Source organism: Paenibacillus oryzisoli (assembly GCF_001653565.1).
Taxonomy (GTDB): domain Bacteria; phylum Bacillota; class Bacilli; order Paenibacillales; family NBRC-103111; genus Paenibacillus_E; species Paenibacillus_E oryzisoli.
Window position 1 is genome coordinate 98509 of record NZ_LYPB01000049.1, and the last position, 15984, is coordinate 114492.

Consider the following 15984-nt stretch of genomic DNA (forward strand, 5'->3'; position numbering starts at 1 on the left):
AGCTCAACCTCCACAGGTTAAAATTTCACAAGCTTATCTACAGCAACTGGCTGCCCTGTACGCAATGAAATATTGCCAGCAATACCTGTAAGAATGGACATTGCTCCATCCACATGGGATGCCGCGCGGTTGAAACGATCATCGGATGGCTTGTCAAAAATATCTTTCAGCAGAATCGGATCGCCACCACCGTGACCACCAACGCCTTCTTCGATTTCAACTTGATACGGTGCCGCAAACATCGGGAATACCGTAATCGTTTTCGCTTTCAACGCACCTTCATCCGCTTTGTCGCCACCAGAATTCACGTAAGATTTCTCGACGACTTTCATTTCGATACGTCCCTTGCTGCCGTTAATATTTACATTGAAACCTTCCCAAGGTAGATACGCATTCAAGGAATAAGTAAGAATCGCTTTGTTTTTATATTTGACCATTACACCCATTGTATCTTCAATAGAGATTCCGTCGCCGAATACGCTCTGATCACGTTGGTAACCATCCTCATGTTCCGCATCCAAATATAGACCTTTGAGGTGCGCATTGGAATCCAAATGCAGTGCGAACGGATCATCCTTGGCATACTCATTTCCGGTAGCACGTTGATAGAACTTCGTTTCGCCGCGTTTCTCTGCGTTCGCTTTCCCGTAGAACATGAGATCTCCCATGGCAAAAACCGTCTCTGGCTGCGTCCCCAACCAGAAGTTAACCAAGTCAAAGTGATGCGTTGACTTATGCACAAGCAACCCGCCACCATTGCGTTTATCACGGTGCCATCTGCGGAAGTAGTCGGCGCCATGCTCTGTATTGAGCAACCATTCAAAATGAACCGAATGAACATCACCAATGGTTCCATCCATAATTAACTCACGAATTTTCGTATTGTGCGGCGCATAACGGTAGTTAAATGTAACACGAAGCTGGCGGCCTGTGCGCTTAATTGCATCCAAAATTTCTTGACATTTCTCTTCATCAACCGTCATCGGTTTCTCCGAAATAACATCACAACCAAGTTCCATCGCACGAATAATGTACGTGTGATGCGTACGATCCACAGTTGTTACGATGATCGCATCCGGTTTCTCTGTACGAATCATTTCTTCGAATTGATCAGCTTTATAGGTAGGAACAGCATGATACTCATACTTGCCAGCAAGCAAGTCATTCGTAAAGTTCATGCGGGTTTGGTTAATATCACAAATAGCAACAAGCTCAGATGTATCTTGAAAATCTTTTACCATGGAGCCATAGAAGAATTCTGCTCGTCCACCAGTACCTACAATCGCATAACGTGTTTTCATCAGTTATTGCCCCTCTCGATTACAAAGTATTTCATCTCATAATGCAAGATTAATACAATATTTGTTGCGTTTCTATTCAAATATTACCTAATCACTTTATTTCCTTGCATATCTTGCTGTATAATAAGAAGACAGAAATTACACCAGAGAGGGTGTCGATGTTGTTTCATTACGAGATTGAGCGAATTCGCAGAGATCAACCCTACACAATGCTCGCAAACCATTTTCATGACCATTATGAAATTTATTATTTACTTAGCGGTAAGCGCAATTATTTCATTCAAGACCGCGTCTATGCCATGCAAGAGGGTGATCTTGTACTGATCGACAAACACACCCTTCACAAAACGTTAGATGCCGACGATCGTCCGCACGAACGCATCTTAATCAATTTCGAAGAACGTTGGCTCGCCATGAAAAATGATGAGACCTATGCGGTTGCGTTATCTCCTTTTCGTCCCAAGCATTATATCGTCTCACTTTCCGGTGCAAATCGCACACTTGTTGAGAATCTACTCTTCAGCCTATTGCGGGAAAAACAACAGGAACTGCTCGGTTGGGAGCTAAATAGCAAAGCATTGCTTACACAACTGCTGATATTCTGCTCAAGACTCATGGATCATTCCGAGACGCTAGACGAGCATCCGCAGGCATATAATCCAAAGATATTTGAGATCGTCACCTATATCAATGAACATTTCAACGAACGACTAACACTTGCGCTGATCTCCGAAAAGTTTCACATAAGTCCGAGTTACTTCTGCCGATCATTTAAGGAGACGATCGGCTTCTCGTTCGTCGAGTATTTGAACAATCTGCGCATCCGTGAGGCGCAACGACTCTTACGAGAAACGAAACTCAAAGTAATCCATATTGCTGAACAAGCTGGCTTTGACAGTGTCGCTCACTTCGGACGCGTCTTCAAACAAGTTACGTCGCAGACTCCGTTGGAATGTCGGAAGATGATGCATCCAGGGCTCTAATCAAGTACGATTGTGATCCTTGGATCTACCAGTTACTTCATATAACGGGAAAATGTACAGCTATTTCGAAGAGACCTCTTTAATTTTTCCATTTAGATGGAAAATCTACATCTAAATTGTTGAGATCGGATCCTATTAGCGATTCTCTACCCAATTACCTGTATAAAATCCATCTATTCCACATTTTCGCAATAAAAAGGTGATAATAACTGCATAAAATCCATTTATTTGAAAAAATTACCACTTCTCCCTCACCAAACCAAGCCCTCTCATCCCCTCACACGCCTTTCCCACCGACGAACAGCCCACCGTTAGTCTCCATCAAAAAAAATAAACGGCTACGCCGTCCTTTGAAGGACAGGAGCGTTTATCTAGAAATTCATCATAATTAGTAAGTAAAACTTATATATTCTGATATTTTAAAAAAACCTTCGTGCAAGCTCACGCTCGCACAAAGGTTCGTTGGTTAGAAACTGAAATATTGCTTCGCATTGTTGTAGGAAATACCTTGAACCAACTGTTTCAACAGTTGCTCGTCGTTCGGGAACTCGCCTGCTTCCACCCACTCACCGATCATGTTGCACAGAATGCGACGGAAGTAGTCATGACGTGTGTAAGACAAGAAGCTGCGGGAATCCGTTAGCATCCCAACGAAACGGCCAAGCAAGCCGAAGTTGCCTAGGGATTTCATTTGGGAGATCATGCCATCACGCGTATCATTGAACCACCATGCCGCGCCTAATTGTATTTTGCCAGCGATGCCATCGCCTTGGAAGCTGCCCATCAAGGAAGCAAGAATCTCATTATCGCGCGCGTTCAAGGAATAGAGAATCGTACGCGGCAAGGAATCCGCTACGGCAAGTGCGGACAATAGTCCTGTTAAGGCACCGGCAACAGGGCTATCACCAATAGAGTCGAATCCTGTGTCTGGACCTAGCTTAGCGAATGCTTGTCCATTGTTGTTACGGGATGCATTGATATGATACTGCATCGCCCAATCTAATTTCTTGTAGATGCCACCAAGGAAGATGAGTGTGAATGCTTTGTACTTCTTCTCGTCTTCCAGACTCACAGGTTGACCAGCAAGACCTGCTGCGAAGATCGCGTCAACTTCTTCTTTGGTCGCTGCCGCAAAAGGAACATAATCGAGCGCATGGTCAGATACTTTGCAGCCAACAGAGTCGAAGAAGACCGCGCGGCTTTCTAGACCAGCCAATAAATCATCATACGTACGGATTGGTGTTCCTACCGCTTTCTCTAATTGCGCAATCCACGGAAGGAACGTAGCCCGATTGATTTCGAGCGCCTTGTCCGGACGGTAAGAAGGCAATACTTGCGTATCGAATCCTTCAATGTCTTTGATGAGGATGTGGTATTCCAAGGAATCCACAGGATCGTCCGTTGTACAAATGACCGTTACCTTGGAGTTTGTGATCAGGTCGCGCGCGCGGGATCCGCCTTCAGCCAGCTTAGCATTCACCTTTTCCCAAATTGCTGGAGCATTCGCCTCATTAATGATATCGTACACACCGAAATAGGTTTGCAGCTCCATATGGGACCAGTGGTACAACGGATTGCCAATTGCCATAGGAAGCGTGGATGCCCATGCTACAAAGCGATCATAATCACTGGCTTCACCTGTAATCTTGGACTCTTCGATACCGTTGGCACGCATCATCCGCCATTTGTAGTGATCACCATATAACCAAGCTTCCGTGATGTTGTTAAATTGTTTATTTTCATAAATTTCCTTTGGGCTTAAGTGGCAGTGATAGTCAATAATCGGCAGCTCTTTCGCATATTCATGAAAAAGATGTACAGCAGTTTCATTGTTCAATAAGAAATTCTCGTCTAAAAACGTTTTCATAAAGAAATTTCCACCCTTCTCAAGCTGAATGATCTGCCCTCTATATTAGCAAAAAATCAGCTCAGAAATCTTGCGATTTCGTGCTTTTATTTCATAAAATATGCATATCTTGACTTCGAGAAGGGGCCCTAGTAATTAAGGGAGTGTATTCTTTACATTTGAATTCGTTTCAATTTCTTCTGGAATCGCTTCTGTTGCACCGGGAACATGACGAGCTTTGAAATTAACTCCCTCCGAAGAAGAAATGGAGATATGGACCGATCCGGACAATACATGCGCGCGAATTAATACGGGCTGATTATAATCATTTCTGAAACTAAAATCTGGCCCTCCCCAATTCACCGTAGCATCTCTTCCATGGGGCACATAAGGAACCGATCGGCTGTGGGAGTACCTTTCGAGAATGGTAAGACCTGCACGGTCAGCCGCATTGAATAAGGTAGAAGATATCTGACAAATACCACCGCCAATTCCCTCGGAGAATTCTCCCCGCACAATCACCTTTGCGGACATATACCCCCTGCTTGGAGTTCGAACACCTACAACCCGATTGAATGAAAACGTCTCATTCGGCTGAACAACATAATTATTGATCGCCTGTGTGGCTAACTTGAGATTCGTTACGCGATGACTATTGCGTGAATTAAAATAGGTAACATAATAGCCGATTGGGCGAACTCGTATGCTGGCAAGCAGCTCACTATCTACTTTGGGATACAAGGTTTGCAGCGGTAAGGCCACATTCATCGGTCCCTCAGCATAGAATTGACCATAGAACTCATTGAGAAAAGCACGTCGATTCAGTCGAGCGCCTGCACTCTCTTTCACAATGCCCCCGCTGTCGCTAATGGTAGCGTTTATCGGCTTTCGGTATATCGATTTGTCAATTTGCTCGGCAAGCCGATTTAATTTCTGTGTATCAACCAATGGAATATCCAAGAGATGGGTCGCAACCGATTCTCGTTTGATCTGAGCCGTCTTCTCTCCATTCGGGTTATCCGATAGTTGAAAAGGCAATTCTTTGGGCTGGGCAATCAGCAACAGGCCCAATAGCCATTCATAGCGCATGAACGCAATTCACCTCCTTGCCACTAGTGTAAACAAATGTCATAATTCCATGCAATGACATCACAGATACATTTTGATAACATCGTGACTTCAACGGTAAAAATTATTTGACAGTCGAGCAGCAGAGCGATAAACTGCAAACAAGACGAAGAAAAAGGAGGATTACTCTAATGACGTTTGAACACAATCTTGAGAAATATGCGGAACTGACTGTTCGAGTTGCACTCAACATTCAAGGAGGTCAATCGCTTTGGATTAATGCGCCAATTGGGCATCCTGAATTCGTAAGACTCATCACTCGTAAAGCATACGAAGCTGGCGCTAAGCATGTACATATTGAATGGCAGGATGAAATCTGCACCCAAATCCGCTATACGCATGCCCCCGCTGAATCATTCAATGAATACCCAGCATGGCGTGCGCAAGCACTAACTGAGTTAGCTGAAAACAATGGTGCCTACTTATGGATCGACGCGGACAACCCGGAGCTCCTGAAGGGCGTGGATCCTGCTCGCATCTCAGCGAATGCGAAAGTGGCGGGCCCTCTGCTGGTCAAATGGCGTGAATACATGTCTTCTTACAAAATGACATGGTCCATCATAGCTGCCCCTTCCCTAGCTTGGGCACAGAAGGTATTCCCTGATCTCGAAGATCAGGCTGCGATTACTGCCCTCTGGAATGCAATCTTTGAAGCTACCCGCGTAGATCAAGAGAATCCCGTACAAACGTGGCAAGATCACAACGCTACACTGCGCAGCAAACGGGAACAATTGAACCAGCAGCAATTTCACAAAATCCATTACCGCGCTCCTGGCACAGAGCTTACTGTGGAGCTTCCACCTCAGCACATTTGGCGAGGCGGTTCCGCGACGAACGAAAGTGGCGGCTTCGATTTCAATCCGAACATCCCGACAGAGGAAGTGTTCATTTCCCCGAACCGATTGGGAACGAATGGGACCGTGCGCAGCTCCAAGCCGCTGAGCTACCAAGGCAGCTTGATCGATAACTTCTCGATCACCTTCGAGCAAGGCCGTGTCACTCACTACACAGCGGAGCAAGGTTATGAATCCCTGCAAGCCATGATCGAAATGGATGAAGGTGCTCACTACCTGGGTGAAATCGCCCTTGTGCCACATGTCTCTCCAATTTCGAACACCAACTTAATCTTCTTCAACACACTCTATGATGAAAATGCTTCAAACCATCTGGCCCTCGGCCGCGCCTTCCCGACTTGTATTGAAGGCGGTACGCAGATGTCCAAAGAAGAACAGCTGCAAGCAGGACTGAATGACAGTCTCATTCACGTCGATTTCATGATCGGTTCCGCCGAGATGGATATTGACGGTGAACTCGCAGATGGCACCATCGTGCCGATTTTCCGTCAAGGAAACTGGGCGTTTTAATAGAAAAGAGGGTCCCTGAGCCACTGCTGTGGCGGGGGAACCCTCTTTTTGCGTATAGGTGACTGAATTAATTTTTCAATAGCTCAATTTTACGAATGCGATTTACGTCTCTTTCACGTACGATGAATGTCCAATCCTGATATTCCCACTGCTCATCAATTTTCAATTCGGACTGCTTACTGTATAGCCAGCCACCGATTGAATCGACATTCTCGTCTATAATGTCAAGTCCCAATCTCGCATTTAACTCAATAATCAAGGCATTACCATCGACTATATAGTGTCCTTCCGCTAGCTTGTCAATTTCTTGCAGTTCATCTTTATCGAACTCATCACGAATCTCCCCGACAATTTCTTCGAGAATATCTTCAATCGTAATTAACCCGGACGTCCCGCCATACTCATCCATCAGTAGGGCAATATGTACGTTTTCACGCTGCATCTTTCGGAGCAAGGACTTCACAGGCATTCCTTCGGGAATGGTCATGATCGGTTGAAGCAAGCCTTTGAAATTAAAATCTGGATTGGATATGTAACTTAAGAAGAATTGCTTCGTATTCACGAAACCAATGATATGATCTTTGCTCTCTTTGGCTACGGGAAAACGCGTGTATTGCTCTTTGATTATAATGTTCATATTCTCTTCCAGCGGCTTATCTGCATAGAGACAAATCATATCCGTACGTGGGACCATGATTTCACGCGCCAACAATTCATCGAAAGAGAAGATGCGATTGACAAATCCATATTCGGTCTTATTGATTTTTCCACTCTCAAGACTGTCTGATAAAATAATTCGGATTTCCTCTTCGGAATGAGCCTCTTCGTGTTCGCTTGCTGGCTTGACGCCAAATAATTTAACAAGCTGCGTTGCTGAACCATTTAGAACCCATATGAACGGATACATCACTTTATAGAAAAAAATAATGAATGGAGCTGTTAGAATGGAAATTGCTTCAGCTTTCTGGATGGCTAACGTTTTGGGCGCTAGTTCACCAAGAACTACGTGGATATAGGTAATGGATAAAAATGCAATACCAAACGATAAAATGTGTGAGAGTGTCTCACCTACACCAATGCCTTCGAACAAGGGACCGAGGAGCTTCTCGACCGTGGGCTCTCCTAACCAACCAAGACCTAGAGCCGTAATTGTAATGCCGAGTTGACACGCGGACAAGTAACCGTCCAGATTGGAGGTAACGGTTTGAACAGCTAGTGCATTTTTCTTGCCTTCAGCAACCATTTGATCTACGCGGCTTGGACGAATCCGAATAACGGCAAATTCTGTCGCGACAAAAAAAGCGGTAAGAACAATCAGTACTGCGATTAAAACCAAATTGATTAACATGGTAACCTACCTTCAGCGTTTAGTTTATCACTCTAAGTTTAACTTTCTTGGCCGAACTAATCAATTTCTGCGAAGCGTAATTATCATGGAAATAAAATAAGGCTCGGATTGTAGTGAACTAACTACGATCCAAGCCTTTTTCCAATTTCTACTTTCTATACTGCCAGGTTCTCTACTCTTACGTTCACTTTCAGAACGCGAAGTCCTGTCAAATTTTCCACTTCCGCCCTAACGTTTTCTTGAAGCTCCTGACATACGTTATGAATCATCATGCCGTAATTGACGATGACACGTAAATGGATGACGACATCCGCTTCCATGACCTCGACTACTACGCCTTTTTTGGCACTTTTTCTACTCAAGCGCTTCGTAAGTTCCTCAGAGAGGCCTCCCGACATGGAATCAATACCAGGTGTATGCAGGGTAGCGAATGCAGCTATGGCAGAAATAACACCGTCTGATATACGTATGACGCCAGATGGTAATTTCTCGAACACAAGGATCAGCTCCCATTATCGATGCTTTTGAGAATGTGTTTAAACGCATGAAAGTCTTTAATTAAGTAATTAAGCCTCTTTATTAATTGACTAGCGATATCCGATGTACCAGCAAATCCAATCTCGTCAATAAGCTCATCTAATTCACTCGCCAATACGATGAAATCAATATTATCCTTTTCTTTACTTATCTTCATGTTGATGTCATTCGCTAATGCTTCGCCAAGCTCTCTCCTGTGTTTCACTTCAAGATGTTTTGTCATTTTCACCAATGGAGGGGTATAATCCTTTCGAAAATCGATGCCAGGAACTTCCTTCCAAAAGGTATTCCACTCTTGAATTAGTCCCGCTTTGTAAAACAATAATTTCAGGTAGCCGCATAACCAAGATGTGCAACTAGTATTTCTATTCAGACAGCCCACACCGTCTACTAAGTAAGAACAAGCGCGGCAACAAGAACCACCATTTTGAATACACACCTTACAAATTTGATCTGCCCCTAAACCGTTTAACTGTCTCATACCATAATCGATCAGATACTTTCTTGAAGCAACATATAATTCATCGTCAATTAACAATCATACCAGTTCCTTACTTTCAAATAACAATATATTTGATTTTTTTAAATATTACACTATACTATAACTGAAGAGTAATCAATAGCGCAAAGGATTTTAAAACCTGCTTCCATACATGCTGGATTATGTTATGATATTCTATATATTCAAATGTTCGAATATCGATAGTAGAGGAGAACCGTATGTATCAAGAAATACAGCATTTTAAAGCTGATTTTTTCAAGGCATTAGCACACCCATTGCGTATAAGAATCCTTGAAGTTTTAGTAGATGGCGATAAAACCGTGAATGAGATACAAACGATATTAGGCAGTGAAGGTTCTGCCGTTTCACAACAGTTAGCCGTGTTACGAAATAAAAATGTTGTCCATGGGATCAAAGACGGAACCTCTGTGACCTACTCCCTGACAGATCCTTTAATTAAAGACCTGCTTATTGTTGCCAAGCAAATATTTGATAACCACCTTGTGAATGCGATTTCCATGTTAGAATACATAAAGAATCAGTAAGTACTTCTATTTTCACAAAAAGGAGTGAATCGGGTTTAATCGTCTCGATTTATATCCTTTTTTTTGTTGTGATTTCCTAGCAGAAATATCAAATTGACACCCCTATGTTTTAGATATATGATTTTATATATATTCAAATAATCAAATATTTAAGTTGGTGGGATTCGATATGAAACTTTCTTTTAGAGGCAGATTCCAAGGTTACAATAAAAAAAAATTTCAACAGGACTTGGTTTCAGGTCTGATTGTCGGAATTGTCGCCATTCCATTAGGAATGGCGTTTGCAATTGCTTCAGGCGTAAAGCCTGAGTACGGATTATACACAACTTTTGTAGCAGGCATCCTCATTTCTTTATTTGGTGGTTCCAAGTTTCAAATTGGCGGTCCGACAGGCGCATTTATCCCCATCATCTTCGCGATCGTTATGCAATATGGGTATGAAAACTTACTTATTGCAGGTTTTATGGCTGGCGTTATTTTGTTATTCATGGGGATTTTCAAATTAGGCGGGGTCATTAAATTTATTCCGCGTCCTGTCACGATCGGCTTCACAACTGGAATTGCCGTTACCATCTTCACAGGACAAATTGCCAATTTCCTTGGCTTGCACGATCTTCAAAAACATCAAGAATTTCTTGCCAATATGAAGGAATTAGGCATACACATTTCAACAATCAATATGTACAGCATTCTAACTGCTGTGATTTGTCTACTACTTGTGCTTCTCACACCACGCCTGTCCACTAAAATCCCTGGCTCCTTAGTGGGATTGTTGATTTCTGCGGTTATCGCTTCCCTCTTCTATCCCGACAAGGTTGCAACCATCGGGTCAACCTTTGGCGCAATTCCGAAAAGTTTACCAAGTATACACGTCCCTGAACTTTCCATGGAGCGTATGCAATTTCTAATTAAGCCCGCGCTTGTCATCGCGATGTTAGGCGGCATTGAATCCTTGCTTTCTGCTGTCGTTGCTGACGGGATGTCAAGAACCAGACATAACAGCAACCGGGAATTAATTGGTCAAGGTATCGCCAATATGATAACCCCATTGTTTGGAGGTATCCCTGCAACCGGGGCTATTGCCCGAACGGCAACAAATATTAAGAGCGGTGCGGAGTCTCCTTTCTCAGGCATCTTCCATGGTATTGTCGTGCTGCTAGTCTTGCTCATATTTGCTCCCTATGCTTCAAGCATTCCGCTTGCAAGTATGGCCCCGATCTTAATGGCCGTTGCTTGGAATATGAGTGAACGCAAAGCCTTCGCTCACGTCATAAAAACCAAAACTGCGGATTCAATCGTTTTGCTTATTACCTTTCTTCTTACTGTGTTTAAGGATCTGACAACTGCAGTCGAAGTTGGAGTACTACTATCTGGTATCCTTTTTGTGAAACATATGAGTGACTTACTCAGTACTACCAAAGTATTACCCAACCCGTCTGATAAGCATGAACACGTAGCCGCACATATCGTTACTGACCAACATAATTGTCCTCAAATTAGTATCTACACCGTGGAAGGCGCTCTATTCTTTGGGGTTGCCGATGCGTTTGAGAAATCCATTATGGAAGAAATCCATACCAGCCCCAAAGTTTTACTTTTGAAAATGAGAAATGTTCCTTATATGGACACAACAGGGGCAACCTATTTATCACGTATTATTAAACACTGTAGCCAGCACGGTTGCACCTTCATCATTTCTGAAGTGCAAAATCAACCACGCCGAATGCTACGCAAAACAAGATTGGACGATTGGATTGGGCAGGAACACTTCTTCGATACAACAGGGGACGCCGTTAACTTTGCCTTAACGAAACTGAACCACTCTCAATGTTTAGGGTGCAAGCACTTTGCATTCCGCGAATGCAAACACCTGTCTGACCCACGAGTTATTAATGTTCGAACGCCCTTTGATTGAATATCGATTTCAAAAACAAACAAGCTGGACGCAGATCCGCCCAAGCTTGTTTGTTTTTTTATAACCTCACACAAAAAGGATTTCCCAAAAGAACAAAGAAAATATAACGTCATATCCTATAGAAGGATGGTTACACGCAGATTGGGAATGTTAGTCAGAGGAGTGTGGGCCGGAGGATTTATTGTCACCATTATCCATCAGAAGGAGTTGATCCGATGAGTATCCCACCAAAAATCGCTGCAATCCGTGTCAATTTTGATCTAGGAGCAGGTCGCCGAGGTGCAAGTCATGGGCCTAACGCCATTTTTGAAGCAGGACTACTTCCCACCTTACAGCAAATGGGCTATAGCGTTGATCATGTTTCAGATTTGCATCTTACGGAGAATCTCCCCCCCCTGGATGCACAAGTGGATACCACAAATCTCAAGTATTTCCCAGAAGTTCTTAATATAAATACGCGATTGGCCCAACAACTATCTGACGTCGTAACACAAGATTATTTCCCGCTCGTTATCGGTGGCGACCACAGTATTGCCATCGGTACAATCGCAGGCTTGGCTGGTCATTATAAGCAGCTGGGGGTCATTTGGATTGATGCCCATTCGGACTTAAATTCACCAGAAACAAGTCCTTCCGGAAACATACACGGAATGTCGCTTGCCGTAAGCCTTGGCATTGGGCATCCCTTGTTGACCCAGATCAACGGGATCTCTCCCAAAGTGAAACCTGAGAATATTGTGCTCATCGGAGCCCGTTCGTTGGATGAAGGGGAGAAGAAGCTGATTCGTTCACTAGGTATCAAATGTTATACGATGTACGATATTGACCGCAAAGGGATGGCCCTTGTGATGCAAGAAGCGATTGATTATATTAAAATAAGAACAGATGGTGTCCATCTTAGTTATGATGTTGATTCCATAGATCCCACCGAGGCACCAGGGACAGGAACAACGGTCAAAGGTGGTCTTCAGTTCCGCGAAGCTCACCTCGCTATGGAGATGCTGCATGAAGCGGGCATTGTAACGTCAGCTGAATTCGTTGAGGTCAATCCATTACTGGATGAAAGTAATAAAACCTCCGAACTCGCCCTAAGCCTTATCAGTTCATTCTTCGGTGATCAAATTTTATAATCGATTGCGTAGGAGGGAATCTTATTCCGATTATCTCAGGGGCAACACCTATCTTCCGAATGTTTGATGAAGCGAAAGCCAGAGAATTTTACTTTGATTATTTAGGGTTTACCTTGGCTTGGGAACACCGTTTTGAACCTGATATGCCCCTTTACATGGAAATTACCTTGGATACACTCACGATCCATTTATCCGAACATCACGGGGATTGCAGTCCTGGTGCTGCTATTCGCGTTGAAATGGCAGATATCGAAGCTTTTCACAGCCAATTGGCAGCGTATAAATCAAAGTATTCTCGCCCCGGCATCCACAAGACACCTTGGGACACACAAGAAGTCACTGTGACTGATCCTTTTGGTAATAGGATTATCTTCTTCGAAAGACTGGCGCTGTGACGCACCAAATACCCCCGATCTCATCCATTGAGATGGGGGTATTGTTCGTTGTTACCTTAATCTGCGGGGCGCAGCAGTCTGTCGCCAGCGATACCTGGCGTGGTCATCTGAATCGGATTCAAGATTTCTTCAATTTCTTCGGTTGTCAGAAGTCCTCTTTCTAAAATGAGTTCCTTCAAAGTTAGACCCGTCCGCACCGCCTCTTTCACCAACTGCGCGGCGACTTCGTAGCCCAGGTGTGGATTTAATGCAGTCACGATGCCGAAGCTTTGTTCCACGTAATTCTTACACCGTTCACGGTCGGCTTCTAGGCCTTCTATGGCGAAGCGCTCGAATACGCTGGCTGCGTTTCGTAATATTTTGAGTGATTGCAAGAGATTGAAGGCTAAGACTGGCCCCATGACGTTCAACTCGAATTGTCCCGCTTCACAAGCAAGACAGATCGTATGATCATTGCCAATGACTTGGAAGGCCACTTGATTGACTACCTCAGGCATCACCGGATTTACTTTGCCTGGCATGATGGATGACCCTGGCTGTCTAGGCGGGAGCTTCAACTCACCTAGTCCTGCACGCGGTCCGGAAGCCATCATCCGGATATCATTGCAGATTTTGGAGAGGTTCACTGCACATACCTTGAGCGATGCAGATAGCTCGGTATACGCATCCATGTTTTGTGTGCCATCGACGAGATGCTCAGAGATTTCAACTGGAATGCCTACAGCCGTTTTCAAATGGAACATCACGCGCTCCACATACTCCGGCTTGGCATTGAGCCCAGTACCAACGGCCGTTGCTCCCATATTAACGATGAGAAGTCCACGCATCGCCTGCTTGATACGATTGATATCACGCATCAGTACACGCGCATAAGCGCCAAACTCCTGCCCCATTCGGATCGGAACGGCATCTTGGAGGTGTGTTCTCCCCATTTTGATCACATCATCGAATTCAATTTCTTTCCGTGCGAAAGCACTTTGTAAGGAAGTTAAAGCTTCTATTAATTGCTCCGACAAGCGGTAGGCAGCTATTTTAATTGCAGTTGGAATAACATCATTCGTCGATTGAGACATATTCACATGATTGTTCGGGTTGCAGTGGAAGTAGCTTCCTTTGGCCTCACCCAAAATCTCGAGGGATCGATTGGCCAGCACTTCGTTCATATTCATATTGATCGAGGTACCTGCTCCACCTTGAATGGAATCAACAATAAATTCCTCGACGAGGCTTCCCTTGCTCACTTCTTCTGCAGCTTGTACTAAGGCTTCACCAATTTTCTTAGGCAGCATGTGAGTATCCATATTCGCTTGTGCCGCTGCACGCTTCACTTCTGCTAACGCTGTAATCAGCTCAACATGAATGGTAACGCCTGTGATCGGGAAATTTTCGATTGCTCTCATCGTTTGAATACCATAATAGGCATGAGATGGGACTTGCTTTTCTCCTAAAAAGTCTTTCTCGATGCGATACGTCATTCGACTACCATCCTTTTTCACTTCATTTTTCATTCTCCAAGCGGAAATTCAGAACAAACCGGTACGACCATAAGTCCATGGTTATTTTTTGCTTAAAAATGAGGGATATGCACAGATTGCAAATTCTCGCCTATTTTTCAATTATATACTCGGGAAGTCATCGTACGCTAATAATAGAATACAATGAAGTACAACTTGAAGAAGCTAGGACCTAATGACAGGAGGAATTCACATGGTTAATCAAAGCTCCTATATCATTAAGCAAACGGAGAAATATGGTGCACGTAATTACAACCCACTGCCTCTGGTGATCTCCAAAGCCCAAGGTGTTTGGGTAGAGAACCCCGAAGGTCAGCGATTTATGGACATGCTGAGTGCGTATTCTGCTCTGAATCAAGGACATCGCCATCCGCATATACTGAATGCATTAGTTGAACAAGCTGGCAAAGTGACTTTAACCTCCAGAGCTTTTCATAGCGAGATCCTAGGACAGTTTTATGAGAAGTTGGCGTTATATACAGGTAAACCCATGATTTTACCTATGAATACGGGGGCCGAAGCGGTTGAAACCGCGATTAAGGCGGTACGTCGATGGGGGTATGATGTTAAAGGGATACCCGCTGATGAAGCGGAGATCATTGTGTGCGAAGGCAATTTCCATGGCCGAACCGTGACAATAACATCCTTCTCCTCGTCACCGGAGTATAAGCGCGGCTTCGGCCCTTTCACACCAGGATTCCGAATGATTCCATACGGCGATGTCGATGCTTTACGTGAAGCCATCGGGCCGAACACGGCTGGCTTTATGGTTGAGCCTATACAAGGCGAAGCTGGTATTGTCATTCCGCAGGAGGGCTTCCTGCGGGAAAGCTATGAGCTCTGCAAGGCGAATCAGGTGTTGTTCGTCGCGGACGAAATCCAAACGGGATTCGGCCGCACGGGCCGCCGCTTTGCCAGCGACTGGGAAGGCGTCACGCCGAACCTGTATGTGCTGGGCAAAGCACTTGGCGGCGGTGTTTTTCCGATCTCGGCCATAGCCGGAGATCGTGAGGTTCTTGAGCTGTTCGAGCCGGGCTCGCACGGCTCGACGTTTGGGGGCAATCCACTCGGCTGCGCCGTCGGGATTGCTGCACTTGAAGTGCTCGAGCAGGAACAGCTCGCAGAGCGTTCCGATGCACTGGGGGCTTATTTCCTGAAGCGGCTTCAGGAAATCGAGAACCCGCTCATTCAGGAGATTCGCGGCCGCGGCTTATTCATCGGAATCGATTTGACGGTCCCGGCCCGGCCATTCTGCGAAGCATTGAAGGACAAAGGCTTGCTGTGCAAAGAAACACACGAGCACATCATTCGCTTGGCGCCTCCGCTAATCATTACGAAGGATGAGTTGGATTGGGCTTGGCAGCAGCTTCACGAAGTCTTGCGAGTGGAGTGAGCCGGGTCGGCGCTGGCGGTCCGAGATAGTCGATTATTTCGACTATCTCGGGGGTAGTGCGGCCTGGCGGGCAGCAGATAGTC

Annotated in this window: 14 protein-coding genes; 7 read left to right on the top strand and 7 right to left on the bottom strand. The window is 44.7% G+C overall.

What is annotated here, in order from left to right:
• Positions 1-17: 17 nt before the first annotated feature.
• Positions 18-1304 (bottom strand): Gfo/Idh/MocA family oxidoreductase, encoded by a 1287-nt coding sequence (locus A8708_RS06480; protein WP_068662687.1) that lies wholly within the window; start codon positions 1302-1304, stop codon positions 18-20.
• 155 nt (positions 1305-1459) lie between these two features.
• Here A8708_RS06480 and A8708_RS06485 point away from each other — a divergent pair, with 155 nt between their 5' ends.
• Positions 1460-2284: a helix-turn-helix transcriptional regulator gene (locus A8708_RS06485; protein ID WP_068662688.1), complete on the top strand. Its 825-nt coding sequence runs from the start codon at positions 1460-1462 to the stop codon at positions 2282-2284.
• A 466-nt stretch (positions 2285-2750) separates the two neighbouring features.
• On the opposite strand, the gene uxaC is transcribed toward A8708_RS06485, so the two are convergent.
• Together uxaC and A8708_RS06495 are read right to left on the bottom strand one after the other, a co-directional pair.
• Positions 2751-4151 carry a glucuronate isomerase gene (gene uxaC / locus A8708_RS06490; RefSeq protein ID WP_068662689.1) on the bottom strand — a complete coding sequence of 467 codons (1401 nt, stop codon included), beginning with the start codon at positions 4149-4151 and terminating at the stop codon, positions 2751-2753.
• 135 nt (positions 4152-4286) lie between these two features.
• Positions 4287-5219: a VanW family protein gene (locus tag A8708_RS06495; RefSeq protein ID WP_068662690.1), complete on the bottom strand. Its 933-nt coding sequence runs from the start codon at positions 5217-5219 to the stop codon at positions 4287-4289.
• A gap of 170 nt (positions 5220-5389) precedes the next feature.
• Here A8708_RS06495 and A8708_RS06500 point away from each other — a divergent pair, with 170 nt between their 5' ends.
• Positions 5390-6622: an aminopeptidase gene (locus A8708_RS06500; protein WP_068662691.1), complete on the top strand. Its 1233-nt coding sequence runs from the start codon at positions 5390-5392 to the stop codon at positions 6620-6622.
• Positions 6623-6689: 67 nt separating this feature from the next.
• Here A8708_RS06500 and A8708_RS06505 read toward each other — a convergent pair whose 3' ends face one another.
• From A8708_RS06505 to A8708_RS06515, 3 genes are all read right to left on the bottom strand, one after another.
• Positions 6690-7970 (bottom strand): hemolysin family protein, encoded by a 1281-nt coding sequence (locus A8708_RS06505; protein ID WP_068662692.1) that lies wholly within the window; start codon positions 7968-7970, stop codon positions 6690-6692.
• Between the two features lie 155 nt (positions 7971-8125).
• On the bottom strand, positions 8126-8467 hold the full coding sequence (locus tag A8708_RS06510) for an Asp23/Gls24 family envelope stress response protein (RefSeq protein ID WP_068662693.1): 342 nt from the start codon (positions 8465-8467) through the stop codon (positions 8126-8128).
• A 5-nt stretch (positions 8468-8472) separates the two neighbouring features.
• Positions 8473-9045: a hypothetical protein gene (locus A8708_RS06515; protein ID WP_068662694.1), complete on the bottom strand. Its 573-nt coding sequence runs from the start codon at positions 9043-9045 to the stop codon at positions 8473-8475.
• A gap of 182 nt (positions 9046-9227) precedes the next feature.
• Between A8708_RS06515 and A8708_RS06520 the strand changes: the two genes are divergently transcribed.
• The 4 genes from A8708_RS06520 to A8708_RS06535 all read left to right on the top strand — a co-directional run bounded on the left by A8708_RS06520 (position 9228) and on the right by A8708_RS06535 (position 12994).
• Positions 9228-9554, top strand: a complete 327-nt coding sequence (locus tag A8708_RS06520) for an ArsR/SmtB family transcription factor (protein WP_068662695.1) — start codon at positions 9228-9230, stop codon at positions 9552-9554.
• Positions 9555-9723: 169 nt separating this feature from the next.
• Positions 9724-11469 (top strand): SulP family inorganic anion transporter, encoded by a 1746-nt coding sequence (locus A8708_RS06525; protein WP_068662696.1) that lies wholly within the window; start codon positions 9724-9726, stop codon positions 11467-11469.
• Positions 11470-11684: 215 nt separating this feature from the next.
• Entirely contained in the window at positions 11685-12599 is a 915-nt protein-coding gene (gene rocF / locus A8708_RS06530) for an arginase (RefSeq protein WP_068662697.1), read from the top strand.
• A gap of 32 nt (positions 12600-12631) precedes the next feature.
• On the top strand, positions 12632-12994 hold the full coding sequence (locus A8708_RS06535; protein ID WP_068662698.1) for a glyoxalase superfamily protein: 363 nt from the start codon (positions 12632-12634) through the stop codon (positions 12992-12994).
• Positions 12995-13050: 56 nt separating this feature from the next.
• Here the strand turns inward: A8708_RS06535 and A8708_RS06540 are convergent, their stop codons facing one another.
• Positions 13051-14469: an aspartate ammonia-lyase gene (locus tag A8708_RS06540; RefSeq protein WP_082927302.1), complete on the bottom strand. Its 1419-nt coding sequence runs from the start codon at positions 14467-14469 to the stop codon at positions 13051-13053.
• A gap of 232 nt (positions 14470-14701) precedes the next feature.
• Here A8708_RS06540 and A8708_RS06545 point away from each other — a divergent pair, with 232 nt between their 5' ends.
• The gene (locus A8708_RS06545; RefSeq protein WP_068662700.1) at positions 14702-15901 is read left to right on the top strand and encodes an ornithine--oxo-acid transaminase; all 1200 of its coding nucleotides are present in this window, start codon (positions 14702-14704) and stop codon (positions 15899-15901) included.
• Positions 15902-15984: the final 83 nt, after the last annotated feature.

What these genes read in the sequence shown, in the direction of transcription:
- A8708_RS06485 (WP_068662688.1), top strand. Translation starts at nt 1,460, where the DNA reads ATGTTGTTTCATTACGAGATTGAGCGAATTCGCAGAGATCAACCCTAC.
- uxaC (WP_068662689.1), bottom strand. Translation starts at nt 4,151, where the DNA reads ATGAAAACGTTTTTAGACGAGAATTTCTTATTGAACAATGAAACTGCT.
- A8708_RS06495 (WP_068662690.1), bottom strand. Translation starts at nt 5,219, where the DNA reads ATGCGCTATGAATGGCTATTGGGCCTGTTGCTGATTGCCCAGCCCAAA.
- A8708_RS06500 (WP_068662691.1), top strand. Translation starts at nt 5,390, where the DNA reads ATGACGTTTGAACACAATCTTGAGAAATATGCGGAACTGACTGTTCGA.
- A8708_RS06505 (WP_068662692.1), bottom strand. Translation starts at nt 7,970, where the DNA reads ATGTTAATCAATTTGGTTTTAATCGCAGTACTGATTGTTCTTACCGCT.
- A8708_RS06520 (WP_068662695.1), top strand. Translation starts at nt 9,228, where the DNA reads ATGTATCAAGAAATACAGCATTTTAAAGCTGATTTTTTCAAGGCATTA.
- A8708_RS06525 (WP_068662696.1), top strand. Translation starts at nt 9,724, where the DNA reads ATGAAACTTTCTTTTAGAGGCAGATTCCAAGGTTACAATAAAAAAAAA.
- rocF (WP_068662697.1), top strand. Translation starts at nt 11,685, where the DNA reads ATGAGTATCCCACCAAAAATCGCTGCAATCCGTGTCAATTTTGATCTA.
- A8708_RS06540 (WP_082927302.1), bottom strand. Translation starts at nt 14,469, where the DNA reads ATGACGTATCGCATCGAGAAAGACTTTTTAGGAGAAAAGCAAGTCCCA.
- A8708_RS06545 (WP_068662700.1), top strand. Translation starts at nt 14,702, where the DNA reads ATGGTTAATCAAAGCTCCTATATCATTAAGCAAACGGAGAAATATGGT.